A 26,413-nucleotide genomic window follows, 5' to 3' on the forward strand; every position below is an offset into this window, starting at 1 on the left:
ATCTGAATGGAGTGAGCAGGATTACTCAAATGGTGCTCATACATCGGGATTAGTTTATAATCCTTGGAAAACTAATGAAACATGGTCTAACATGCCAGAGTGGCTAAGTAATTTACAATGGATGCAAACGGCTACCCACTCCTATTTTTATAGCTCAGACTATCTGAACTTTAATTTTTCAGCTGGAACAGTAGATATGTATTTAGTGAGTACACGTTCAAATCTTCCATGGATACTTGATATGAATGGATTAGAAACTGTACCTACATCTATACGAGTAACAAGTACATATGATGGTATGCAGTTTTATGTATTTAAAATCACTCTTCCTGCTGGACATGAGTTAAAGAAACTATGGCTAACGATGAATAATGTCTCTGGAATAGCCTTTGACACATCAAATGTTATCCCTTAAATAACATTATAGATATGCATCATCCCTTATTTTTACAAGGGATGATCTCAACAATCCCTTAACCTTTCCTATTTAATAATTCTTCTGATTATGTTCTAAAAAACAAAAAATATGTTAAAATTGCAAATGTTAATAAAACTTATACTTCTTACATATTTATCTCTTACATCTCTATTTTCTGGGATAATAGAAACCAACTACTATACAAAAAACCATGACATCAATCTTTCACTTTTAATCCCTAGTATTTCAAAAGATATCAAGCTAGCTCAAATAGACCTCTCAAAGTACTCAAAAAAAATGAAGTCCAAGGAGTTGGTAAACCTCCTTTTTCATCATGGATTTAAAGGTTTTATTCCCAAGGGAAAATATGTCACCTTCACTAAGAAAAGTCCTGTTAAAATGCTTGTCATCAAAGAATGGCTCAAGAAGCTTTATAAAAAAAAGTATAAAGGCATTGACATTCACTCTATCTTTGTAAACCCTCGTGGTTATTTGGAAGAACTTCCAAAAGAGTACACGGTAGGTATACAGTCAAAAAGTCATCTTAAAAATAGTGGTGTAGTTTATATAAAGTCAAAAAGTCACAGACAAATATTTTTCAACTACACTATCAAAGCCAAAGTAACCGTCTATACAGCAAGAAAAAAGATAATAATGAACGAGGAATTGTTTAATGGAAACTGTGTAAAAAACAGTATAATGCTGGATACTTTTAAGGCTTTACCCGTTAAGGATATTCAAAAGGCTCAGCTTCAGAGTAAACACAATATCAGAAAAGACGCTGTCATCACTTTGCGTGATGTTACAGGGCTGGATTTAGTTAAACGTGGTTCTAAGGTTACCGTTTCCTTAAATCACTCAAACATGGATATATCATTTATCGCCGAGGCAAACCAGAATGGTCGTTACGGTGAGAGTATTTATATTACAAGCACCAATGGTAAAAAAAATAAAGCTGTAGTAACGGGAAGAAATAAGGTGGAAATCAAATAATGAAACTAATTATAGCTACAAGTGGTGCAAGCGGTGTAAATCTAGGTTTAAAAACACTTAAACTACTTCCAAACACCATCGAAAAACATTTTATAATGTCTAAAAACTCTCATATTGTTTTAGATAAAGAGATGCAAAGTAGTATCACAACACATAGCGATAAAGACATCTCAGCGAGTATAGCTTCTGGTTCATTTGGAACAGATGCCATGCTTATAGCACCATGCTCTATGAATACCCTTGCTAAAATAGCCTGTGGTATCTCAGACAACTTGGTAACACGATGTGCAGCAGTAATGATAAAAGAGCAAAAAAAACTCATTTTAGCACCTCGTGAAATGCCATTTTCAGCTATTGATTTAGAAAATATGCAAAAACTAGCAACTCTTGGGGTTATCATAGCACCTCCAGTCATGGCTTACTACTCTGAGCAACAAACACTTGATGAGATGGAAAATTTCATTATTGGTAAGTGGTTTGACCTTTTAGGTATACAAAATAATTTATATAAGCGATGGGAGTAAGATTGAAAAAAATAGCACTTTATCCAGGAACTTTTGATCCTATTACGAATGGGCACTTTGACATTATAGAAAGAGCAGTACATATTTTTGATGAAGTGATTGTAGCGGTAGCTGAGTCCGTAGATAAGAAACCTATGTTCACACTTCGAGAACGACTAGAGATGGCTAAAGTAGCTGTTAAAGACCTAGAGAAAGTACGTGTTGTTGGATTTAACAACTTAACTATAGACCTTGCTCATGAGAATAAAGCCGGTGTACTTATTCGTGGTCTTCGTGCTGTGAGCGATTTTGAGTATGAGCTACAACTTGGTTACCTTAATAACTCTCTGGATGATAGTATAGAAACAGTTTATTTAATGCCAAAACTAAAAAACGCATTTATAAGTTCTTCAATAGTGCGTAATCTTTTAAAGTTCAATGGAAAGACTAAACACCTTCTTCCTTGCGAGGTACAATCTATCATAGGTGGTATGAACTCATGTATATAGCAGTAGAGGGTATCGATACAGCAGGAAAGAGCACACAAATAAGTGCTCTTTCAAGTAACTTTCCAAATGCTCTACTCACAAAAGAGCCTGGAGCGACTGACATAGGAATAGAAATAAGAGAGATGGTTTTATCTGCTCGAGCTAAAAGTAAAAAAGCAGAATTTCTTCTCTTTTTAGCAGATAGAGCTGAACATATAAAAGAGGTTATAGAACCAAATATAGCCACACAAATGATAATCTCAGACAGAAGTGCTGTGAGTGGGGTGGCTTATGCTCTAGTTCAAGGTGAAATAGATAAAAAAAAGTTGCTTGAACTCAATAACTTTGCGACTAACGGTATCTATCCAGAGAAGGTTTTTCTTCTGCGTTTAACAAAAAAAGAACTTGAATATAGACTTTCCAAAAAAGAACTTGATGGCATAGAGCTTCGTGGGAGTGATTACCTTCTTAGTATACAAGATTCTATTATAGACGCCACAAAACTCCTTGGCATAGACCTTGTAGAGATAGATGCAACACAAAGTAGAGATGCGATAACTCAAGAAATATTAAACAATATAAACTAAATGAAACTTCAAAATCTTGACTATATCAATCAAAAGGACAAAGAACTCGTTGAACTCTTTATCTCTGCAACTGATGTGAAAAAATATATTTTAGGCATTAACAAACTCACAAAATCTGTTTTAAAATTTGTCGAAGTTGATGGAATAATTGATGACTTTACTCGTGTACAGCGCTCAAGAAAAAAAGAAATTCGCTGCATTGATGATGTTCCTAAAAATGCTCTTATACTTTCAACAGCTACAGGAAGTCCACTTGAAGTAAAAATAAAACTAGATAGTATGGGTTTTAAAAATATAGACTACCTTTCACTTTGTAAATATAGTTCATTTGATTTAGTAGACCCTCCTTTCATCATGGACTTCAGAGAGGATTACAAACATAACAAGCAAGAGTATGAGTATGTATATGACCTTTTAGCTGATGAAAAATCTAAAAAGATTTTTAACAAGGTTATTAATTTTAAGATAACATTTGATTATAACTTTATGGAAGGCTTTACCAATGACCATGATGGACAGTACTTTGATAAAGAGATACTTCCTCCACTAAAAAATATAAGTTTCCTAGATGGTGGTGGATATGTCGGTGACACCGCTACACAAATTATAAAAAACTACCCTGATTTTAAAAAAATATGGCTGATTGAGCCAATCCTAGAGAATATCCGTATAGCTAAGCGCGAGCTTATCGAGTATGAAAATATAGAGTTCTTTACCTGTGGCATTTCAAATAAAAAAGAGACTCTGTACTTTAACGAAGAGAAGTCATTCTCAACTATCTACGGTAAAGGTACACAGAGTGTAGAAGTCGACACCATCGATAACATAGTAAAAGAAAAAGTAGACTTTATAAAACTAGATATTGAGGGTGCTGAACAAGATGCCATAGATGGTGCAAAAGAGACTATAAAAAAGTACAAACCTATTCTAGCTATTTGTATCTACCACAAGGCAGAAGACTGGTACAAAATTCCTCAAAAATTATTTGCAATTGAGAAGGGTTACAAACTCTACCTTCGCCACTATATGGAAGGTATATTTGAAAGTGTTATGTACTTTATTCCTCAGAACTAAGAATTATTGATTTTTGTGAATATCTGACTTACAGCTTCTAGCAGAAACTTTAATTACTTTCATATAGCCAACCATAGATATTTATAGCCCACTATTGGAACAATTTATACCTATTTGATAGCTCCGAATACTAGAAAATCTAAAATATCCTAACAAGCCCTACAAAAATAAGAGTTTCGACACAGACGCAAATAAGCTGATTATAGTTGAGTTAAATATCAACTATAAACTCTCTACTACAGTTAGAAGAACTAGAAATTTTAGATATATCGCTATAGTACTGGAGGTAATAACTCAAAGTAAATTGCTCTTTCTAACTCTCTTAAGTGAATATTAAAATCCTCTTTATAGTAGTTGTTAGATAAATGGTTTTTATGATCTTTAACTAGGATTATCGCAAGTGATTTTTCACCTATTGCAACATTTACAACTAGGTCATTGTGAACTTTTGTTTTTACCCAACGTCTACCTCTTGGGTTTCTTACAACTTCCCTTTTATGAAAAGATTTTTTTAAATTAAAAGTTGTTGAGTCATTCGTTGATGATTCTAAAATTTGCCATCCATGATCTATTGCAGCCTCTTTAACAGCATCTGTGATCTCTTTTATGGTGAAATAATTTTTAAATTTCGCTTGTACTTTTGTTACTGGGATTGGGCTACCTGTATGATTACATCCTGATAGCAATAGCGAAGATATAGTCAATAGAGAGAGAAGTAGTATTTTTCTAATTAGTTTTTTTTGCATAATTTTCCTTTACTATTGAATTATACCTTTTTTAATCATATTTTTATATATACTTTTTGAAAATTTAGCTACAAAGAAATATATGAAAAATATATCTTGGAATGACCCCACTTATATAAACACTTACTAATGTGTTAAAGACATAATTGCATGAACTCTCACAAACTGTTCCAAAAATAAGAGAATAATGATTACTAATAACATTCCCATATGGAAAACGACTCATCTATATTTTTCTTTGAAGTAATTTGTATTGACTTATTCTCAAACTCAACGAAAAGTACATCTTTAACTAATTGAATTTCAATATTATTTTTTTCACAATAGTTAATTACTGATTTAATGCTAATTTCAAACTCTAATATTTCTTTACTATTTATAGCAAGTAAGGTTTTTTCTATCAAGTTTTTCCTTCTTAGTTATGTGAGATAGTTTTATTTATAAGCTTACCATCTACACCCATTTTATAAGCTGCTCCAAAACCAAGTACTAAGCTTTTTTCTTCTGGTGTAATTTTGATTATTCTAAAATCTTTCATCTCTCGTAAAAAAGAGAGTTTATCACCATACCTTTCATCAAAGAGCTTAAAAATCTTTTCAGTATCTTTTTCTTGTTCACAAGATGCACCAAAGTAGAGTCTTTTTCTTGCATAGATATGGTCTGCAGTTACCTCATCTTCTATTATGAGGATATGAGCTTTTTTTGTTTGAATCATATTTGTATAGTGTGGAAGGTTTGAGCTTACACTCACAAAATAGTCTTCTCCTATTTTTACAAAGGGAGCATAGTTTGTCAGAGGGCTATTCTCACTACTTGTAGATGAAATCACTAGGCTATACTTGTCTTTATCAAACTCTTTAAATTCTTGTACTATTTCTTCATTAGTCATAAGTATCCTTCTTATATTTTTTTAGCTTCTTCTAAAGCTTTTTGTTCTCTTAACTTATCTTTTTTACTCTTACCTTTGCCTTTAACAGGTGCCGGTCCTTTTACTTTTACAGGAGCTTTTCCATATAGTTCAAACCCTTCTATACTTTCACGCTTTAGTTTAATTTCACTTCGTTTTTCGATGAGTTTAAAATGCTCTTCTGACTCATGGTCTATAAAAGAGATAGCAGTTCCCAACTTCCCTGCTCTAGCCGTTCTTCCAATTCTATGTATATAATCAGCAGGAGAACGTGGTAAGTCATAGTTTATAACACAATCTATATCGTTAATGTCTAAGCCACGTGCAGCAATATCAGTTGCAAATAGTATATTTATCTTTGCATCTTTAAATGCTTGTATCGTTTCACTTCTAACATCTTGGTCTAGGTCTGCATTAAAAGATGCTGCCTCGATTTTATACTTTCTAAACTTTTCAGCGATGTTATCAGTTGCACGCTTATTTGCCATAAAAACAAGAACTAATTTCCACTTATTTTCTTTAAATAACTCTCGAAGTAATGGTCCGCGTTTTTCACGATCTACTACTATGACTCTTTGCTGAATCAGCTCAACAACTGGTGTTGATTCTAATGTAACTTCCCTCGCGTTTAGAGATACTTTAGAGACTATTGCTTGCATCTTTTTTGGATATGTTGCAGAGAACATAAGATTTTGTCTCTCTTTAGGTATAGCTTCTAAAATGAGGTCTAACTCTTCTTCAAAACCCTCTCCAAGCATCTTGTCCGCTTCATCTAAAACAAAAAATTCTAAATGAGAAAGGTTCATCTGTTTCTTACTTAACAAGTCTACAAAACGCCCACTTGTCGCCACTAAAATATCACAACCCTGTTGAATGTCAAAAAGTTGATCACCAATCTTCTCTCCACCAACAACACTAATTACTTGAGGTTTTTTTGCTAGATTAGCTCCAAATTCTTCAAATGCAGAAGCCACTTGTATCGTAAGTTCTCTTGTAGGAGTTAAAACAAGAACTTTAATCTTCCCTTTTTTAGCACTATCTCTATTATCGCTCCACATTTGGAGTATTGGGAGGACAAAACTAGCACTCTTACCACTTCCCGTTTGTGCTCGTACAACAATGTCTTCTTTATTCAAGACTAAAGGTATCACCTCATTTTGAACTGCAGTTGGAGTGTTAAAACCTTTTTCTTCTACTGATTTTAATATTTTTTGACAAAGGTTAAAAGATGCAAATGACATATATATTCCTGTATTTTTATTGATTTATTCTACTGTTTTTTGGCTTCAAAAGAGGTTGTCATCAGAATAAAAGTTAAAAAATGCTATCCTTACACTAATATATATAAAGGATACAAATGGTTAAGTCTCTTCGAGGAATGAATGATATTTTAAGTGAGGATTATGAACGTTTTACTTACTTCATAAATACAGCGACAGATGTGGCACAAAAGTATGGTTTTCATTTCATAGAAACTCCTCTTTTAGAAGAGACTGCTCTATTTAAACGCAGTGTTGGTGAGTCTAGTGACATTGTTGGAAAAGAGATGTATCAGTTTACAGACAAGGGTGAAAACGATGTTTGTCTTCGTCCAGAGGGAACAGCAGGTGTTGTTCGTGCTTTCATACAAAAGAAACTTGATAAGGCTGGTGGCGTGCACCGTTTCTTTTACCATGGTTCAATGTTCCGCTATGAACGCCCTCAAAAAGGACGTCTACGTCAGTTCCACCAGTTTGGTGTTGAGAGTTTTGGTGTAGATAGTGTTTATGAAGATGCAACCATGATTATGATGACGAGTGACATTCTTAAACGCTGTGGTATCGGTTATAGACTACAACTAAACTCTTTAGGTGATCAAAACTGTATGCCTGATTATAAAGCTAATCTTGTTAAATTTGTAACAGAATGTAAAGATGGTATTTGTGAAGATTGTGTAAGACGACTTGATACAAATCCGATTCGTGTCTTAGATTGTAAAAATGATAAATGCCAAACTCTCTACGAAGGTGCTCCAAAACTTTTAAACTCATTATGCGATGGTTGTGAGAGTGACTTCACAAAGCTTAAAAAGATACTAACAGATAATGGTATAGCTTACGAGATAGATACTAACCTAGTTCGTGGACTAGACTACTACTCTAAAACTGCCTTTGAGTTTGTTAGTGATAACATAGGAAGTCAAAGTGCCATAGCTGGTGGAGGACGATACGACAGACTTGTAGAGTTTTTAGATGGTCGCCCTACTCCTGCTGTTGGTTTTGCCATGGGAATAGAACGTTTAATGGAACTTATAGTTATGCCTGAGAGTAAACGCGAGGGTTATTACATAGGGGCTATGGATGAAGAAGCTATAGACCTTGTTGTACGCCTTACTCAAGAAAAACGCGGCTCCCAAAAAGTAATCTGTGAATTTAAAGCTAAAAACCTAAAAAACCACCTTAAAGGTGCAGACAAAATAAATGCTAAATTTTGCTGTGTCATTGGTACAAATGAAATAAAAGATGGTACTATATGGGTCAAAGATCTAGAATCTAAATCAGAAAAAGTTATACTACTTAAGGATTTCTAAATGGATATTATCCATTTTCTATGGAAAATTTTTCTTGACTTTATAGAATTTTTTATTTTAGCAGCACTCCTTGGGCTTATTGTTCTTTTTGTTCATGACAAATATGTACAACGAAAACAGGCTCTTTTGATAAACTACCCTGTAATTGGTCGTATGCGTTATCTATTTGAGGCTCTTCGTGGACCGCTGAGACAATACTTTGCAGATGAAAAATTTTATGAGTCCAAAGATAAAGTCGATTGGGTATATAAAGCAGCAAAAAACCTTCCAAATTATCAATCATTTTCAGTCAATCAGCCTTTTGATGGTGCAAGATTTATCATCAAGCATTCTATGAATGTTCTCAATGAAGAAGAAGTAAATAGCGATACAAGTGTGACTTTTGGAAAGGATAGAGCCAAACCCTTTGTTGCTTCAACACCGATCATGCGTTCAGCGATGAGTGATGGGTCTTTAAGTCCTGAGGCTATTCGTGCATTTGCAATAGCTGGCGCAAACTCTGGACTTACGGTAAATACAGGAGAAGGTTCTCTTACCTCCAATCATTTATTTACTTTAAAACCTGATTTAGATGATTGTGACTACTTAGATATTGTCCAGAGCACCCCTTATTCAGAGTTCATATTTAAAATTGGTGATTACTTTTTCAATCGTAAAATTGCTCTTAAATGGTATAAGAGAATTTTACTCAAAGGTGAAACTAGAAATACTTATATATATGACTCTACTTCACATGTTCTTTTTCGTGTACACTGGGATAGCCCACTTGAAAAATTTCCCAAAGAAGTACCTGCGAGTATAGGAGATATTATTTTTCAAATGAGTTCAGGTCTGTATGGTGCAAGAGATGAAAATGGTGACTTCGATGAACTTAAATACCAAAAAGTTATGAAATTTTGTAAAATGACTGAAATTAAAATTGCGCAAGGAGCAAAACAGACAGGTGGAAAACTTGCCGGGGCAAAAGTAACCGCTGACATCGCCTATTATAGAGGTGTACCAAAGGGGGAAAATATTTTTTCACCGAACCGATTTCCATATGCAAACACTACTGAAGAACTTCTTGACTTTGTAGAAAAACTTCAAAAACTATCAGATAAACCAGTTGGTTTTAAAATAGTTGTCTCAGATGCAGAGGACTTTGAAGAAATTGCATCTTTAATTGCTGAGAGAAAGAAAAAAGGAAGACCAATTCCTGACTTCATTACTGTTGATAGTGGTGAAGGTGGAAGTGCTACAGCCCCTCTTGAACTTATGGAGTCAGTAGGACTCTCAACAAATAATGCTCTTTATGTTGTAGATACTCTACTTAAACAATATGAAGTTCGTGAAGATATAAAAATCATAGCAAGTGGTAAGATACTAACACCGGATGATGTTATTATTACTCTTTCTATGGGTGCTGATGCTGTAGGAATGGCTCGTGGATTTATGATGAGTGGTGGTTGTATTCGTGCTCGTATGTGTTCTGGTTTTGGGTCACATGTTTGTCCAGTTGGATTTGCAACACAAGACGAGAAAAAGCGTGCTTCATACCTCGTAATAAAACAAGGTCAAAAAATTGGTAATTATCATAATAATCTAGTTAAAAGTATGAAGGTTGTTCTAGCTGTTATGGGTAAAAAGAGTATTAAAGACATAGATAAAAGCTGTCTTACTTTTAAAAACAATAATGGAGAAATATTTTTTGATATTGATCTATACTTTCGCCATAAACTTCACCTCTAAGGCTAACTTTTGAATCAATATGGACTAGATATTTGGGCAAATGATAACTTCATCATAAAAAATGATGAAGTTCATGTAAACCATAAATCACAACCTTCTCTTTATGATATCACAAAAGAACTTCGTACTAATGGTACACGAGGCCCTATTCTACTAAGGTTTCCTCATCTCATTAAGAAGCAGATTACTACACTTTATGCTTCTTATTCAAATGCTATAGAAAGAAATAACTATCATGCAAACTTCAGAGCTGTCTTTCCACTCAAAGTAAATCAGTTTCCTTCTGTTGTAGAAGCTATCTCAGATGGAGGAGAAGACTTTAACTACGGTTTTGAGGCTGGAAGTAAGGCTGAACTTATTTTAGCAATGAATGCCAATAAAACAGGTGCAGACATTACAATAAATGGTTTTAAAGATAAAGAAATGGTTACCTTAGCATTTATAGCTGCCCAAAGTGGACATAATGTCACTATCACTATTGAAGGTCTAGGTGAACTGAAAACAATAATCGAAGTTTCTCGTGAATCAAACCTAAAAATTCCTAACATCGGTATTAGAGTGCGCTTACATAGTACAGGAAGTGGAACTTGGGCTAAAAGTGCAGGAATGGATGCAAAGTTTGGACTAACATCAACGGAAATATTAGAAGCAATAAATCTACTTCAAGATGCAAATCTCTTGAGCCATCTATACATGGTACATTTTCATATAGGCTCTCAAATCTCTGATATTTCTCCTCTAAAGAAAGCTTTAAGAGAAGCTGGAAATATTTATGCTGAAATTAAAAAGATGGGTGCTGATGGACTAGAAAGTATCAATATAGGGGGAGGATTAGCAGTTGAGTATGATCAACATATAAAGTCTGAATCAAAAAACTACTCGGTTGATGAATTTGCAAGCTCTGTTGTTTTTCTGCTTGGCGAGATAATGGATGCCAAAAGTGTAAAGCACCCAAATATTTATACAGAATCAGGAAGGTTTATTGTTGCTTCCCACTCTGTACTCATCACACCTGTATTAGAACTATTTACACAAGATTATCAAGAAGAACTCCTTAAATTAAAAGATGACAATCCTCCACTTATAGAAGAATTAAACTATCTTTATCAAAAACTAAATAAAGAAAACTGTATAGAATACCTTCATGATGCACTTGACCATATAGAGTCGCTCTTAACTCTTTTTGATTTAGGGTACATAAATCTTCAAGATCGTTCTAATGCAGAGATTTTAGTGCATAACATCATTAAAAAGTCACTTATTCTTTCTTCTTCAATGAATACTGATGAGTTAACACAGCTTCAAGTTAATCTACAAGAGAGATACCTCATAAATGCTTCAATCTTTCAAAGCCTTCCAGATTATTGGGGTTTAAAACAGCATTTTCCTGTCATGCCTATACACTATCTCAATACTAAAGCAATGAGAGCTGCATCTATTTGGGATATTACTTGTGATAGTGATGGGGAGATAGGCTTCAATCCAGATAAGCCTCTGTACTTACATGATATAAACCTTGATAATCAAGACTATTTTTTAGCCTTCTTTAATACAGGTGCCTACCAAGAAGCTTTAGGAATGTCACATAACTTATTTACACACCCTAATGAATACACAGTTATAATGAATGAAGACTCTTATGAGATAATAAATGAACTAGAGTCCAAAAATATTTTAGAGATAGTAGATTCAATGGGTTATAACTCAGAGGAAATCTTAAATAAGCTTAAGAAAGACCTTACAGGTAGTACTTTTATTACAGAAAAAGAAAAAACGGATACACTTACACTATTAAAAGTATTTGTTCACCAAAATGGATACTTGCGAACCACCAACTAAGGTTTTCAATGGGAATATATTCAGATATTAAAAGTGACTTTGCAAATGCTTACAAGAATGACCCAGCACTCAAGTCAAAAATAGATTTTCTTTTTAATTACCCTGGTGTTTGGGCTATGGCTTGGTATAGAGTTGCTCACAGCCTTCATAAAGCAAGCTTTAAAAGACTTGCAAGAATGATTATGGGACTCACTCAAATATTCACACATATAGATATTCACCCTGCTGCTATCATTGGACAACGTGTTTTTATCGACCATGGAACTGGTGTTGTAATAGGAGAGACTTCTATCATAGAAGATGATGTTTTAATCTACCAAGGTGTTACTCTTGGTGGTGTATCATTAGATTCTGGAAAACGCCACCCTACTATAAGATGTGGAGCTGTTCTTGGTGCAGGTGCAAAGATTCTAGGAAATATTGAAATAGGTGAAGATGCAAAAGTTGGGGCTAATTCTGTAGTTGTGAAGGAAGTTCCAAAAAATGCAACAGCTATCGGAATACCTGCACATGTTATTGCCAAAGGAAGAAATCAAGATCCTCTTATGCATAACATGCTTCCAGATATAAACAAAGAACTGTTTGAGTATATGCTCAAACGTGTTGCTATTTTAGAACATATACTTGTAGAAGATCATAAAAACTTACTAGAGCAAGACTTAGAACTAGAAAATATCTACGAATCTTTCATAAAATCTATGAAAACCTAAACTATAAACTTCTCTTAGCTAATATAAATTATACTTTATGTATAATTTCCCTAATAATTTAATATAAAAAAGACATACAAAGAAGGAGAATTATGCTAACAAATCGCATAAATACACTATCTGAATCAATTACAATTGCTATTACAACTTTAGCTCAAGAGTTAAAGGCCCAAGGAAAAGATATTCTCAGTTTTTCAGCAGGAGAACCTGACTTTGGCACACCTCAAGTTATCAAAGATGCAGCCATAGAAGCTATTAATAATAACTTTACTAAATACACTGCTGTTGATGGAATCCCAGCACTTAAAGAGGCTGTAGCCACAAAACTCAAACGCGATAACAATTTAACATATACACATGATCAAATCATCGTAAGTAATGGTGCAAAACACTCATTATTTAATCTTTTTTCAGCGACTATTGATGTTGGCGATGAAGTTATTATTCCCGCTCCTTACTGGGTTACTTATCCTGAACTAGTAAAATATTGCGGGGGAACTGTAGTTGAAATTCCTACAGATGATACTTCTTCATTTAAAATTACACCAGAACAGTTGAAAAATGCACTTACTCCAAAAACAAAGATACTTGTACTCACTACTCCATCGAATCCGACTGGAAGTATATATTCAAAAGGAGAGTTAATAAAAATAGCTGAAGTTCTAGAAGGAACTGATATTATCGTAGCGAGTGATGAAATGTACGAAAAGCTAATTTATGATGGTGAGTTTACATCATGTGCAGCGATAAATCAAGATATGTTTGAGAGAACTGTTACTATCAACGGTTTAAGTAAGTCAGTTGCTATGACAGGATGGCGTTTTGGATATATGGCTGCACATAATACAGCTCTTATTAAAGCTACTAAGAAGCTTCAATCTCAAAGTACGTCAAATATTAATTCTATCACGCAGATGGCAGCTATAGCTGGGCTAAATGGTAGTGCTGATGCTGATATAGAAATGATGAGAAAAGAGTTTGCATCACGTCGTGATGAAGCTGTAAAACTTTTCAATGAAATAGATGGACTAAGTGTTTTAAAACCAGATGGTGCATTTTATCTATTTGTAAACATTAAAGAAAAAAGTTCAGACTCACTCAAATTTGCAAAAGATTTACTTGCTCAAAAAGAAGTAGCTGTTGTTCCAGGTGTAGGTTTTGGAAGTGAAGGGTATTTTAGATTTAGTTTTGCAACTGATATTGAGAGTATTCGTACGGGTATTAAAAGAATAGAAGAGTTCGTAAAAGACCTATAGGTCAGTGCTGTAAAAGTTTATAAAAGCAAGGGAACCCTTACTTTCTAAATGCTTCTAATGCACTTATTACTGCATCAAGATTATCCATAGGAAGATGAACTTTCCATTCTGGATTTTCACTGTCTCCGCTCAAAGATATTCCTATACTTGCGACACTCGCACTTCCAGCTCCATATGGTTCATCTATTTTTGTTACCGAAATAACACCTTTTTTTGTTCCACTTAATGCAATTGTTGCTGACATATTAATCCTTGAATAATTTTATTTGATAAGTTTAGCTAATTTTGCCTGAATTTTAAGCCATGATTTGTGATTCATGAACGGAAATCCAGCAAATACTTGCCCACTTTCTTTGATACTCTTTGTCACACCTGTTCTGGCCGCAAAAGTATTAAATGGTGCTATTTCAAGATGTCCAGCCACTCCAGACTGAGCTCCAAATACAGAACTTCTTCCTAGTTTAGATGAACCAGCTAGTCCTGTCTGCCCAGCAATAACACTATACTCTCCTACTTCACAATTATGTGCAATATGAATAAGATTATCTAAACGCGACCCTTTTTTAATCAGTGTCTTCCCAAATACAGCACGATCAATAGAAGTATTTGAGCCTATTTCAACATCATCTTCAATGACAACATTTCCGTTATGATAGATTTTTTTATGTTCACCAAGTTTATTTGATGCAAAACCAAAACCATCACTACCTATGGCACTACCCGCATGAATAATACACTCACTACCGATATGACAGTCCCTGTATACAACTACATTAGGGTAAAGTATAGTATTGTCTCCGATGACTGCATTTGAGCCTACATAAGCCCCTGCCATAATATGACAGTTTTTACCTATTGTTGCACCATTTGCAAGTTCTGCTTTTGGTGAGATAACACTACCCTCACCTATGTTAGCTTTAGGAGAATTAACATCTTCAAGTTGTTTAGAAAATTTTTGAGAAAGGACTGCCATTTCCCAGTAAGGGGATTCAACAACTAGGGCAATACAAGTAGAAGGAACTTCATCTTTTGTATTTTTATCTACAATAATAGCTCCTGCATTGGAGGCAGCTATATCTTTTATATACTTCGTGTTTGCTACAAAAGAGAGTTCGTTTAATGAAGCATCAAAAAGAGTATTCATACTCTTTATCTCTCTATCTTCACCACTAAACTCTGCTCCGATTAAAATAGCAATTTGACTCAGCTTCATGTATTTATCTTTCCAGTGCTACTGCACCACTTCTAACTATTTCTTTTGGGTTATAGCGTTTAATAGCATCTAGGAAGTGACCTACTCTTTTTGGTTCATCAGCGACCATTGCTATAATCATATTTCCCCCAGAGTTTACAATTTTTCCATTATAAGCTTCACAAAGGATACTAATTTCATTTAAATTTTCACTAATTGGAAATTTAACTAGAGCCATTTCTTTTTCAACTAAATCAGCATGCTCATACACTTTTAGAACTGGTATAAGCTTATGCAATTGCTTAGTGATTTGCTCTATAACACGAATAGAACCGGCAGTAACTATCGTCAATCGCGAATACTTACTATCTGGAATAGGAGCAACTGTTAAAGAAGTGATATTATAACCACGTCCAGAGAAAAGGTTTGTTATACGCGATAGCACACTAGCCTCATTAACAACAATAACTGAAACTACTCTTCTTTCAGTATTTTCACTATTTACAGTCATTATTTTGTCTCCTTTTTCTCTAGTAACATCATGTTAAATAGACTACCACCTGATGGTACCATCGGCATAACATTTTCAAATCTTTCAACGATTACTTCTATAAAAGTAACTATATTTTTTTCAACTGCATCTTTAAGAGCAGCATCAAATTCTTCTTTTGTTGTAACTCTATAGCCTATTCCACCGAAAGCTTCTGACAGTTTTACAAAGTCAGGCTGAGCTGTTAAATCTGTTTCAGAATGGCGTTTATCATAAAAAAGTGTTTGCCACTGACGAACCATTCCTAAGAAGTTGTTGTTCAGAATGATGTTAATAACTGGAATCTTAGTCTCAACTGCAGTCATTAACTCCTGAACATTCATAAGAATTGAACCATCACCTGTAAAGTTAATAGAAGTCTTATCAGGACATGCTGCTTTAACACCAATAGCCGCTGGAAAACCAAAGCCCATAGTACCAAGTCCACCAGAAGTTATCCACTGGTTTGGTCGAGAGAATGGATAAAACTGTGCAGCCCACATTTGATGTTGTCCAACATCAGTAGAGATATTGGCACTATCACCGAGAAGTTCACCAACACGTTTCACAACCCATTGAGGCTTAAGTCTATCAGAATCTTCATGAAAAGTTAAAGGATGAAGTTCTGCAAAGTTTATTATAGTTTCTCTCCACGACTCATACTTGTCACTATCTATTTTATCAATCTGCTTTAACATATCAGTTACAACATTTTTTAAATCCCCAACAATTGGAAAGTCAGCATTTACAAGTTTAGAAATAGATGCAGGATCTATATCAACATGAATTACATCTGCATTTTTAGCAAATTCGGAAAGCTTTCCAGTTACACGATCATCAAATCTAGCACCAAGACCAATTACTAAATCAGTCTCACTCATAGCCATATTTGAAGAGTATGAACCGTGCATACCAAGCATACCAACAAGAAGTTCATCATCGTAAGATAAAACACCACGTGCCATAAGTGTCTCAACAGCAGGAATACCTGTTTTATGAACAAACTCTCTAACTACTTCAGATGCACCTGAGTTAATAACCCCACCACCAAGGTAAAAAAGTGGTCGCTTTGCATTTGCAATAGCTTCTATAGCTTTTTTAATCTGACGAGGATTCCCTTTAATATGTGGTTTATATGTTTCAAGATTTACTTCTATATCGTAGTTATACTCAGCAATTTGAGCAGTAACATCTTTAGGAATATCTACATGCACAGGACCTGGACGACCAGTTCTAGCTATATAAAAAGCTTCTTTAAGAACACGAGGTAAATCTGCTGCATCTGTTACAAGGTAGTTATGTTTTGTACAAGGACGAGAGATACCAACAGCATCTATTTCTTGAAAACCATCAGTACCAATTAGACTCATAGGTACTTGACCAGAGATTACCACCATAGGAACAGAATCCATATAAGCATCTGCTAATCCAGTAACCGCGTTTGTAAAACCAGGGCCAGATGTAATCATAGCTACACCGACTTTACCACTTGCTTTCGCATAACCCTCAGCTGCATGAATCGATGCTTGTTCGTGACGATTTAAAATATGTTTGAATCCATCTTGTTTGTAGATTTCGTCATAGACATTCATAATAGCTCCACCAGGGTAACCAAAAACTGTAGTTACACCCTCTGCGATAAAGGTTTCTATAACCATTTGTGCACCGCTTATTTGCATGAAAAGTCTCCTCTAATAATTTATAAATTTAAAAATTATTTTATTATAGGGAATTGTAGCTATATTAGAAGTTAAATAGAGATGTAAAGTATAAGATAAACTCTAGTCTAAGATTGAATCTACTATCATAGATGGCTTCCACATACAAAGAGAACCTTGTGGGAGAAGTTCAAAGTTAAGTTTAGATTTTTCATATTTTTTTTTCATAGTATCAAAAAAGTATTCTATATTCTCATCTTTTGAGAAATTTTTAATATAATTTTTAATACCATTTTCAAGACGAACTTGGTTTGCTGTCTCATTTAAAGCATCTTCTAGTTGCACCATGAAGCACCATGAAAAAACAGTAGCTATGGGTACATACTTTGAGGATGTCTTCATGTAATTATTTAATGATTTTTTAACTCCAGCAGAGTCCCCTTTAGAAGCATAAGTATTGGCTATCTCTAAATCTTTATTCCATTGCACTTGAAGTTGTTTTCCATACTTACTATTTACTAGACTCTCTACTTTAGACATTATATTATATGCCGAAACCTTATCATCTGTTTCCTCTGCATTAAAAAACTTTTGTTTATTATCTATCTCTTTTTGTAGTTCGATTACATCCTCTTTAAAATCATCAAAGTCACGTAGTACTTCGAGTATTTTACTTGCAGAATTTCTATCGTTTGAACTTATTAACTCTTGAACTTTTATATATAAATCATCTCCATAACGAGTGATAGCACCATACTCTGGAAAGCTTTTTAAAAATTTATTTTGCTTGAGGAGTTCAAAACAGTTTTTAAATTTTTTTTGAGAAAATTCTTTACTAAACCTACTATATACGGCAAATTGTGTAACTAAATCTTGAATCATTATAGTTTTTTCACTTATACCTCTATAAGGAGCTAAAATATCCTTTGCTTTTTGAAGTCCATGTGGTTCTATCGCACACTTTTGAGCCTGTGAAAAACTTTTTTTCCAGCTCTCTTCGAGAGATTTATAAATTTTAGATTCTTTATACATTGGATGATTATTTGCTAAACTGTATGCAAGGGAAAGTTTTCCTTGTTTAACTAAAAGTATAAATTTAGGGAACTCGTCATATTCCAAAATTATCTTTTGAATCTTAGAATTTTTAGATGGAACTCCCTTGAAAAATTCAAAAAAAGACTCTGCTTTTTTCTTATCCCCATTTTGAAGTGCTATTCTTGCATTCGTTAAAGTTTTTTCCCATATTTTATTCATCAATAGATATGCTTGAGTATTTGTAAGTATTGGGTTATCTTTTACCTTTTTTTCAATACTAGAAAACTGTTTTAGTCTAAGGAAGTCATTTAACTCATTTTCTCCATCAAAAATGTCATAACTTAATACTTGACCATCTTTAGTACCCAGTATTAAATTCTTGTTTGATTGATTAAAGACCATTGATATTATTGATGACTTTAGTTTAATATAGTCCATGCATAGTAACTCATAAGTATATAAGTCATAAAGCACAACATAACCCAAGACTGTCCCTAAAAATAAGAACTTTTCATCATCACTTTTACTAACACTAATAACATCATCATGAACACTCGCAATTCTATGAAGAACTTTTCCTGTATTGGTATCCCATATAATTACAGAGGAACTCTTATCTATACTTAGCAGCCTATTTTTAGACAAAAAAAGCACTTTTACAACAGCTTTAGAATGTGCCTTTAGATTTATTTTTGAGGACATTGTCATAAGGTTAAAAAGAGAAACTATTCGATCAAAACTTGCCGTAGCAACCAAGTTACCATTATCACTAAATGCTATATCATTTATGGTATCTGCATGCAGAGGAAGACTAAACATTAGTTTTCCGCTTATTACATCTATAGCAAAAGTTTTTCCATCATCACCACATGAGAACATATATCTACTAAGAGGGTCAATTCCAACACATGAAACTTCCCCATGGTGTCTATCAACTTTTGAAACTATCCTTTTACTCTTCGCATTATAAAGTTTTGACTCTCTCCTATCAGCACTGAGTGTAGTAAAATAGTTACCATCACTACTAAAGTCAGTAACTCTCGACTTATAATATTGATGATTGATCTTCACTTTAAAACCATCTATCATTTCTAAACTATTTTTGTCTAAAAGTCTAATAGTCGTCTTTGCATCAACAACTACCAATGTATTATTATCAATTATTTTTAAGAGAACTATAGCTTCATCAAGAGACTTATTTCTAACAGGTTTCATCAATCTCCCTTACTCCCTTAAGTAATCCTCTTGTCTGAGCATTTTTTCTATGCTTTTTTGATGCTCATGACCTTTTGTTTCTACATGCACAGTCACATGTGCATCACCATAAGCAAGAGATACAGAAGTCCTATCATAAGCTATATGAACTATGTTTGCGTTGAGCTCTTCTAATATCTCTGTGAAACGTTTCAATGAACCTGGTTTATCCACTAAAGTTACTGTCAGCTTCATCTTACGTCCAGATTTGAGTAAACCTTTTTCAATAATAATTGAAAGAAGAGTAACATCCATATTTCCACCGCTAAGGACAATGGCTATTTTTTTGCCTTTTATATTATCTATTTTATTATGAAGAAGTGCAGCCACACCAACAGCACCAGCACCTTCTACCACAAGTTTTTGTTTCTCTAAAAGAAATAATATAGCACTCGCAATTTCTTCATCGTCTACACTAATCACCTTATCTACATTTTGGAGAGCATAATCAAGTGTTATTTTTGAAGTATCGCGTACAGCAATTCCATCAGCGATAGTTCGAACACTACTACTATCTATTGCAGATTTTTTCTCAAAAGATTCTTTAAATGCAGGAGCACCACTTGCACTCACACCTATAACTTCTATATTTTTATTAAGAGCTTTTATTGCTATAGCCATTCCAGCGATTAATCCACCACCACCAATAGGTATAATGATTGCATCAAAGTCATCATGCTTTTGTAATATTTCTAAAGCAACAGTACCTTGTCCCGCTATAACTTCATCATCTTCAAATGGATGTACAAAAGTAAGGGAGTGTTTTTTTCCATACTCTAATGCATAAGTAGAAGCTTCGTCATAATTAGCTCCATGCAGAATAACTTCCGCACCAAAGTATTTTACGCCATCAACTTTTGTGAGAGGTGTTGACTCAGGCATAACAATTGTAGCTTTTATCTTAAACTTTGATGCGCTTAAGGCCACTCCTTGTGCATGATTTCCTGCACTTGCCGTTACAACACCACAAGTTCTTTGCTCATCGCTCAACGATGCTATTTTATTATAGGCACCACGAATTTTAAATGCACCAGTAATTTGTAGGTTCTCTTTTTTCAGATAGACATCACATTCATGTGCCTTACTTAAATAGGGTGCATACGAGAGTGGAGTGTCAACAGCAACACCCTTTATATTTTTTTCTGCTTCATATATTTTTTCTAAATTTATCAACTATTTCACCTAATTATAAATTTTTATGTTCTACCATAGAACACTGGTTTTGTACAACTTGCATTCCTGCATCTTCAGCTTTTTGTGCTGCCGCATTATTTATGATTCCTATTTGAGTCCAAAAAATTTTAACATCACCCCTGGCTATACAAGCTTCAGCTATCGCGTCAAGAGCTTCCGGTTTTCTAAATACATCTACCATATCTACATTACAATCTATTTCCTTAAGAGAACGAAAAACTTTTTCACCCAAAATAGTCTCTTCCTTTGGGTATACAGGAATTATTTTAAACCCAGCTTCTTGTAAATATTTTGCAACTTCATGACTTGCCTTTGTCTCATCTGGAGAAAGTCCTAAAATAGCTATTGTTTTAACACTAGAAAAGATCTCTTTAACTTCTTCTTTATTTGAATTTACTGACGGGAATTCACATTCCATATTCTCTTTCCTTTTTATATATTTTCCAAAGGTTCTGAAAAATAAAAACCTTGATACTCATCTACATTTAACTCTTTTAACATATTAAAAACCACCTCAGAATGTACATATTCAGCGATAATTTTAATACCTAATTCATGTGAAAACTGAACAATTGCACGAACAAGTATATATGCTTTTTCATATGTGTCTATATTTTTAATAAGTGACCCATCTATTTTTAAATAATCTGGTTCAATTTCTAAAATGTACTCAAAGTTTGAAAACCCACTTCCAAAATCATCAATAGCAAACTTAACCCCATATTGACGAAAACGTTTAATAAACTTTTTCATATCTGTATAACTTTCAATACTTTCACTCTCAGTAATTTCAAATACTATTTTCTCACCCAAATTCTTATGTACTATAAAAAAATCTTCTATCTCATCTAAAAATCTAATATTTTTAATGTCACTACAAGTGAAGTTTACGCTTAATGTATGCCCTGACTCTCTAACAAGATTAAGTGCATTAAAAATAATACGAGATGATAATGTGTCATAAAGACCTGTTTTAATCGCAATATGTAGAAAGTGATATGGAGGGATCAGTTTTCCATCTTTTGCATCTTTTAAACGCATTAAAGTCTCATGCTTCACTACTTTACCTTCTATGTCTACAATAGGTTGATAAACAGGCATGATACGGTTTTCTGATATAGCAGACTTTGTTCTTTCTTTCCATACTAAAGCATCTTGTTCGACACTTCTAGAGTCGATAACAGCGGAGTACATCTCATAAGATTTTTTATTTTCTTTTGCGTATTCTAGAGCAATTTTTGTACATTCAAAAGCATCATGCTGTGAAGTAGAAATCCCCATTGTTACTTCTATGGATATTGTATCGTTTCCTATATCTACACTAAAGTCACAAACTTCAGCAAAAAAGTTCATAATATCTTTTTCATACTTATACGAATCTATAATATCTGCTTCATCTCTAAAAATGAACTCATCCCCGGAGATTCTATAGACCTTATAAGTACTATCACGTGTAAATATCAAAAGAAAATTAGCAAATTCTTTTAAAACTTTTGTTCCAACTGATGCACCATAAATTTCATTAACAACCTTAAATTTGTTAATATCGATAATAAAAACGATAGGAGTGTTTATATCTGCAATATCTTCAAAAAATGAGTAGCGGCTGTAAAGACCTGTTAATTCATCAAAATGAAGTTTCTTATCTAATTGTCTTGTATGTTCTTGTATTTCACTTTCTAAATTTTTAGTGTAATTAACATGTTCTCTTTGAAGAATCGTTCTTTCACATATTTTTGATAAAACATTAATTATATCATTAGGACGAAGAGGTTTAAGTAGGTAACCATCTACACCAAGTCTAATACCTTCAGATAAAAAAGATGATTCATTGTAAGCGGATAAAAAAATAACTGATACTTTCTCATCAATTTTTTTTATCTCATTAATCATATCAGTACCTAACATTTTAGGCATATTTATATCTGTAATAATTACATCAATACTATTTTCTTTAAACTTGTTTAGACCATCTTGACCATCATAAGCAACAACTACATTTTCAAAAAAGTTGCTAAAAAGCTCTAAACTTGATTTTCTAGCATTTTCATTATCTTCTACATAGAGAAGATTAAGTGTTTTACTAGTACTAATCATAGTTGCAATATTCATACTATAATTATACCTAAAGTTCAATGATATTAAACAACTTTACCTTGTCCCAGTCTATAAATAGCAAAATCATATTTTAATGGATCTTCTTTATCAAACTTTTTTAGAGAATTGGTTAGTTCTATTGCAGCTTCTAAATCATATGTTTTTCTCTTGAGTAATCCCCATGAAAGTCCTATTTTATAGGTATGTGTATCCAAAGGCATAATTAAATCTGCCTTACTTATTCCATGCCATAAACCCATATCAATATTATCTTCTCTTACCATCCATCGAAGAAACATCATCCAGCGCTTTAAAGCACCCGCACCCTTTGTTTTTTCAGTAACTTTTCCCACTAAAAAACTATAACCTTTTGAAGAGTGTGAAGAGAGTTCTCTTAGTTTGGAGATGCAGGCATTCACTCCATCTATTACACTTCTTTTTTCATTATAAGCTACTTTAAACACAGTCTCTAAAGAGCTCTCTTTATTTAATCTTTTAAGAGTTATAAAAAGTTCAATTACATCTTCACTTTTTTGAAATCTATAATAGTGTTTTGATAATGCTTCTCTAATTTTTTCGTCATTTTCATTTAAAAGAGAGAAATCAAGAGAGTTCAAAAACTTTACTATTTGCTTGACATTTCCATAAGAAAAAAGGGCACAAATAAGAGAAATTGTTGGATCTTTATATCTATGTGCAACCATGATTGGGTCAAGATTATTTTCGTCTACTGCATTACTATGTTTATGCTTTAAAACTTCTGCTTCTAGTCGCTCTCTCGTATGCACTTACTAACCTAATTGATGCAGCTTTTTACGCTCACTCGAACCTGCAATATTTAACTGTTTTCTGTACTTTGCGATGGTTCGACGGACCATTTTTACATTAAATTTTTCTTGAATAATATCAAGAAGTTTCATATCACTCAGTGGTTTAACCCTACTCTCTTCTTTTATAATTTTCACAAGAAATTCTTTAATTGCCGCATTTGAAACATCTTCATCGATAGCGGTTGTAAAAAACTCTTTCATTGCAAAGGTTCCTCTATCACACGCTATGTATTTGTTAGCAATAGCTCGCGAAATTGTCGAAGGATTATGTCCAAATTCATCCGCTAATGTTTTAAGGGTCAGAGGCATTATGCTTCCACCTGTAAAAAATTCATATTGGTATTCTACAATCATGAGTCCAACTTTATAAAGGGTGGCTTTTCTCATGTCTAATGCATCTACAAGAGATTTGGCTTCTTTTATTTTTTGAGTGATAAACTCATGTTCAACTGCATAATTTTTATCAATATTTATAGTTGGATAGTATGCATCATTTAGTTTTACTTCTATATTTTCATCTTCACTAAAATATATCATTAAGTCAGGAATTATCTGTGCCGACTCTTCTTGGTACTCTAAATTTGGAGGATTTTTAAAACTAGATATCACCTTCATTACCTCACTAAAACTCTCATACTTAGAGTAGTTATGCATTTCTTGAAGATTAGCAATGACTTCTAGTGCTAAAGCGTAACCCTTATCGCTTATCTCTGTATTATCTAGCTGAAAAAGAAAAGATTCCCCAAGATTTAGAGCACCTATTCCAACGGGATCAATATGTGCAAAACGCAGTCTTACTTTTTCAAAAGCTTCCTCAGTTATATTGTTTTTTTTACAAAATTCTTGAGTATTTCCCTCGTAATAACCATTCTCATCAAAGTTAGCCACAACATACTCTGCAATAGCTTGAGAAATTGGTGTAGGAAAAAGTGGTGCTTGAAGTTGTTCTTCTAATACGTCATAAAGGGTTCTTTTCTGAATTGTAAGAGCTTCTATCTGTTCTGTTCTTGAGTTTGAGACGGCACGTGATATTACTTTACGAGGTATTTTTGATTCAAAGTCTTCTTCATATCCAGACTCAACTTCAACTACGGGGTTTGACTCAACAAAGGGAGCCATGGCCTCACCTAAATCTGAAAGACTCGAATGTAAAATTGGTAGCCAATTACGCAATGTGTTTGATAGTTTATGTTTGTTTTCTACCGATTGCGTTTGTCTTAAGGCTGCCATTTATAATACTTAAAGCTTGAAGTTTTCACCCAGATAGTGAGTACGAACATCTTCATTGAGCCCTATCTCTTCACTTGTGCCTTGGGCAAGTAACTCTCCTGCCTTAATAACATAAGCTCTATCACATACATCTAAAGTTTCACGAACATTATGGTCTGTTATAAGAACACCAATACCATATGAAACTAACTGTTTTATTACCTTTTGTATATCCATAACAGCGATAGGATCTACCCCGGCAAATGGTTCATCAAGTAGTAAAAACTTAGGTTTATTTACAAGCGCTCTAGCTATCTCAACACGTCGACGCTCACCACCCGAAAGAGAAATACCTTTACGGTAACGAATAGGCTCAATATTAAACATATCTAGAAGTTCTAGAATTCTCTCTTCTTGTGCTTTTTTGCCCTTTATTCCAACTTCTGCTGCAACCATAAGGTTGTCTTCAACGCTTAGGTCCTTAAAGATAGATGCTTCTTGAGGAAGATACCCTATACCCTTAATAGCACGCTTGTGTAGAGGCATACTTGAAATGTTTTCATCATTAAAAAAAACTTCTCCTGCCGTTGCTTCGACAAGTCCACAAATCATATAAAAAGTAGTGGTTTTCCCGGCACCATTTGGACCAAGAAGTCCAACAACTTCTCCACTTGAAAGTTCTAGACTCATATTTTTTACAATGTCTAAGCTTTTTATCTTTTTTTGTAAACCAACAGCTTTAAGCGTACTCATAATTTACCTCATATTCTCGATTTTCATCAGATTCTTTGCTAATTTTTATCACTACTGTAGAAATCTCTGCACCTGCTAATATTTTTAGAAGTGCATCATCGCCCCACTCAACAAAATGAAGTCCATTTTTATCCAACTCTTCTAACATTCCTAAGGAAATAAAGTGTTCTAATCCATGATTATACATGTCATAATGGTATATATTATTCCCATAGCACTGCTGCAAAGAAAATGTAGGAGAAGTCACTTCATCATTCCCTCCCAGCTTGTTTACAACAGCTTTGACCAGTGTAGTTTTCCCAGCAGCTAAATCACCTTTAAGAATTACTACACCCTTTGTTATTTTCTCATCAAACTCACAAAGTATTGGCTGTAAATTATCTAATTTTAATTTATAGTGCATCATAATTTATTTGACACTTCAATAATCTGACGTATTTTTTTCTTAGCCCTAGCATTTGCTATAGCCTCTTTTGCCATACCCATACCATCCTGCATGTCACGAGCAATTCCATCAACCATAAGAGCAGCTGCTGCGTTTATAAAGACTATATCTCTTTGTGCATCTGTAGAAGTACCATCAAATATTTTTCTTAGTATCTCTGCGTTTGCTAAAGCGTCTCCACCTATTATTGATTGAAGTGGCATTTTTTTAATACCGCATTGCTCTGGATCTATTTCAAACTCATGAATAATTCCATTATGTAAACGCGATGCATAAGTAATGTCACTGATGCTTATCTCATCCATTCCCTCTTTAGAACTCACAACCATAGCTGAAGTTGCACCGTTTATTTTTAAGGCTTCGAGCATTTTTGGAACGAATGCTTTATCAAAAACACCA

Annotated in this window: 27 protein-coding genes and 1 pseudogene; 11 read left to right on the forward strand and 17 right to left on the reverse strand. The window is 33.8% G+C overall.

Annotation, left to right across the window (positions count from 1 at the left end):
• The 6 genes from HOG88_RS06600 to HOG88_RS06625 all read left to right on the forward strand — a co-directional run.
• Positions 1-415 (forward strand): hypothetical protein (locus HOG88_RS06600; protein WP_295004455.1); only part of this gene is annotated, 415 nt, incomplete at its 5' end.
• Between the two features lie 126 nt (positions 416-541).
• Positions 542-1,411 (forward strand): flagellar basal body P-ring formation chaperone FlgA, encoded by an 870-nt coding sequence (flgA, locus tag HOG88_RS06605; protein WP_295004457.1) that lies wholly within the window; start codon positions 542-544, stop codon positions 1,409-1,411.
• Positions 1,411-1,935, forward strand: a complete 525-nt coding sequence (locus HOG88_RS06610) for a UbiX family flavin prenyltransferase (protein WP_295004459.1) — start codon at positions 1,411-1,413, stop codon at positions 1,933-1,935. Before flgA ends, HOG88_RS06610 begins: the two co-directional genes overlap by 1 nt.
• 2 nt (positions 1,936-1,937) lie before the next feature.
• Positions 1,938-2,423: a pantetheine-phosphate adenylyltransferase gene (gene coaD / locus HOG88_RS06615; protein WP_295004460.1), complete on the forward strand. Its 486-nt coding sequence runs from the start codon at positions 1,938-1,940 to the stop codon at positions 2,421-2,423.
• Positions 2,414-2,989: a dTMP kinase gene (gene tmk / locus HOG88_RS06620; protein ID WP_295004461.1), complete on the forward strand. Its 576-nt coding sequence runs from the start codon at positions 2,414-2,416 to the stop codon at positions 2,987-2,989. The genes coaD and tmk overlap by 10 nt, the downstream gene beginning before the upstream one ends.
• On the forward strand, positions 2,990-4,063 hold the full coding sequence (locus HOG88_RS06625) for an FkbM family methyltransferase (RefSeq protein ID WP_295004463.1): 1,074 nt from the start codon (positions 2,990-2,992) through the stop codon (positions 4,061-4,063).
• A 272-nt stretch (positions 4,064-4,335) separates the two neighbouring features.
• On the opposite strand, the gene HOG88_RS06630 is transcribed toward HOG88_RS06625, so the two are convergent.
• The 4 genes from HOG88_RS06630 to HOG88_RS06645 form a co-directional block, all read right to left on the reverse strand.
• Positions 4,336-4,809: a hypothetical protein gene (locus tag HOG88_RS06630; RefSeq protein ID WP_295004465.1), complete on the reverse strand. Its 474-nt coding sequence runs from the start codon at positions 4,807-4,809 to the stop codon at positions 4,336-4,338.
• A 194-nt stretch (positions 4,810-5,003) separates the two neighbouring features.
• Positions 5,004-5,213, reverse strand: coding sequence for a hypothetical protein (locus tag HOG88_RS06635; RefSeq protein WP_295004467.1), 210 nt, complete (start codon positions 5,211-5,213; stop codon positions 5,004-5,006).
• Between the two features lie 11 nt (positions 5,214-5,224).
• Positions 5,225-5,698: a hypothetical protein gene (locus HOG88_RS06640; RefSeq protein ID WP_295004469.1), complete on the reverse strand. Its 474-nt coding sequence runs from the start codon at positions 5,696-5,698 to the stop codon at positions 5,225-5,227.
• A gap of 11 nt (positions 5,699-5,709) precedes the next feature.
• Positions 5,710-6,957 carry a DEAD/DEAH box helicase gene (locus HOG88_RS06645; RefSeq protein WP_295004471.1) on the reverse strand — a complete coding sequence of 416 codons (1,248 nt, stop codon included), beginning with the start codon at positions 6,955-6,957 and terminating at the stop codon, positions 5,710-5,712.
• Positions 6,958-7,073: 116 nt separating this feature from the next.
• Here HOG88_RS06645 and hisS point away from each other — a divergent pair, with 116 nt between their 5' ends.
• The 5 genes from hisS (at position 7,074) to HOG88_RS06670 (ending at position 13,818) form a co-directional block, all read left to right on the forward strand.
• Positions 7,074-8,285: a histidine--tRNA ligase gene (gene hisS / locus HOG88_RS06650; protein ID WP_295004473.1), complete on the forward strand. Its 1,212-nt coding sequence runs from the start codon at positions 7,074-7,076 to the stop codon at positions 8,283-8,285.
• Entirely contained in the window at positions 8,286-10,013 is a 1,728-nt protein-coding gene (locus tag HOG88_RS06655; protein WP_295004475.1) for an FMN-binding glutamate synthase family protein, read from the forward strand.
• Between the two features lie 9 nt (positions 10,014-10,022).
• Entirely contained in the window at positions 10,023-11,852 is a 1,830-nt protein-coding gene (speA, locus tag HOG88_RS06660; protein WP_295004477.1) for a biosynthetic arginine decarboxylase, read from the forward strand.
• Between the two features lie 8 nt (positions 11,853-11,860).
• Positions 11,861-12,562 (forward strand): serine O-acetyltransferase, encoded by a 702-nt coding sequence (gene cysE, locus HOG88_RS06665; RefSeq protein ID WP_295004479.1) that lies wholly within the window; start codon positions 11,861-11,863, stop codon positions 12,560-12,562.
• A 92-nt stretch (positions 12,563-12,654) separates the two neighbouring features.
• Entirely contained in the window at positions 12,655-13,818 is a 1,164-nt protein-coding gene (locus HOG88_RS06670) for a pyridoxal phosphate-dependent aminotransferase (protein WP_295004481.1), read from the forward strand.
• A gap of 37 nt (positions 13,819-13,855) precedes the next feature.
• Here the strand turns inward: HOG88_RS06670 and HOG88_RS06675 are convergent, their stop codons facing one another.
• The 13 genes and pseudogenes from HOG88_RS06675 to HOG88_RS06735 form a co-directional block, all read right to left on the reverse strand.
• Complete coding sequence (locus HOG88_RS06675; protein ID WP_295004483.1) at positions 13,856-14,062, reverse strand: hypothetical protein; 207 nt, start codon at positions 14,060-14,062, stop codon at positions 13,856-13,858.
• 18 nt (positions 14,063-14,080) lie between these two features.
• Complete coding sequence (lpxD, locus tag HOG88_RS06680; protein WP_295004485.1) at positions 14,081-15,031, reverse strand: UDP-3-O-(3-hydroxymyristoyl)glucosamine N-acyltransferase; 951 nt, start codon at positions 15,029-15,031, stop codon at positions 14,081-14,083.
• 4 nt (positions 15,032-15,035) lie between these two features.
• Positions 15,036-15,521 carry an acetolactate synthase small subunit gene (gene ilvN / locus HOG88_RS06685; protein ID WP_295004487.1) on the reverse strand — a complete coding sequence of 162 codons (486 nt, stop codon included), beginning with the start codon at positions 15,519-15,521 and terminating at the stop codon, positions 15,036-15,038.
• Positions 15,521-17,218, reverse strand: a complete 1,698-nt coding sequence (locus HOG88_RS06690) for an acetolactate synthase large subunit (RefSeq protein ID WP_295004489.1) — start codon at positions 17,216-17,218, stop codon at positions 15,521-15,523. Before HOG88_RS06690 ends, ilvN begins: the two co-directional genes overlap by 1 nt.
• Before the next feature lie 102 nt (positions 17,219-17,320).
• On the reverse strand, positions 17,321-19,447 hold the full coding sequence (locus HOG88_RS06695; protein WP_295004491.1) for a hypothetical protein: 2,127 nt from the start codon (positions 19,445-19,447) through the stop codon (positions 17,321-17,323).
• A 9-nt stretch (positions 19,448-19,456) separates the two neighbouring features.
• Positions 19,457-20,659 carry a threonine ammonia-lyase gene (ilvA, locus tag HOG88_RS06700; protein WP_295004493.1) on the reverse strand — a complete coding sequence of 401 codons (1,203 nt, stop codon included), beginning with the start codon at positions 20,657-20,659 and terminating at the stop codon, positions 19,457-19,459.
• Positions 20,660-20,672: 13 nt separating this feature from the next.
• Positions 20,673-21,098, reverse strand: a complete 426-nt coding sequence (locus tag HOG88_RS06705) for a CoA-binding protein (RefSeq protein ID WP_295004495.1) — start codon at positions 21,096-21,098, stop codon at positions 20,673-20,675.
• A gap of 14 nt (positions 21,099-21,112) precedes the next feature.
• Positions 21,113-22,792, reverse strand: a complete 1,680-nt coding sequence (locus HOG88_RS06710; protein ID WP_295004498.1) for an EAL domain-containing protein — start codon at positions 22,790-22,792, stop codon at positions 21,113-21,115.
• A 29-nt stretch (positions 22,793-22,821) separates the two neighbouring features.
• Positions 22,822-23,565, reverse strand: a complete 744-nt coding sequence (locus HOG88_RS06715) for a TIGR02757 family protein (protein ID WP_295004500.1) — start codon at positions 23,563-23,565, stop codon at positions 22,822-22,824.
• Between the two features lie 3 nt (positions 23,566-23,568).
• Positions 23,569-24,837 carry an RNA polymerase factor sigma-54 gene (locus tag HOG88_RS06720; protein WP_295004502.1) on the reverse strand — a complete coding sequence of 423 codons (1,269 nt, stop codon included), beginning with the start codon at positions 24,835-24,837 and terminating at the stop codon, positions 23,569-23,571.
• A 9-nt stretch (positions 24,838-24,846) separates the two neighbouring features.
• Entirely contained in the window at positions 24,847-25,569 is a 723-nt protein-coding gene (gene lptB, locus HOG88_RS06725) for an LPS export ABC transporter ATP-binding protein (RefSeq protein WP_295004504.1), read from the reverse strand.
• A complete protein-coding gene (tsaE, locus tag HOG88_RS06730; protein ID WP_295004506.1) occupies positions 25,556-25,975 on the reverse strand; it encodes a tRNA (adenosine(37)-N6)-threonylcarbamoyltransferase complex ATPase subunit type 1 TsaE in 420 nt (139 codons plus the stop codon). Before tsaE ends, lptB begins: the two co-directional genes overlap by 14 nt.
• Positions 25,972-26,413: pseudogene (locus HOG88_RS06735) on the reverse strand (anthranilate phosphoribosyltransferase); the annotation flags it as partial. The gene tsaE and the pseudogene HOG88_RS06735, both read right to left, overlap by 4 nt.

It is taken from the genome of Sulfurimonas sp., from assembly GCF_018698455.1.
Lineage (GTDB): Bacteria > Campylobacterota > Campylobacteria > Campylobacterales > Sulfurimonadaceae > Sulfurimonas.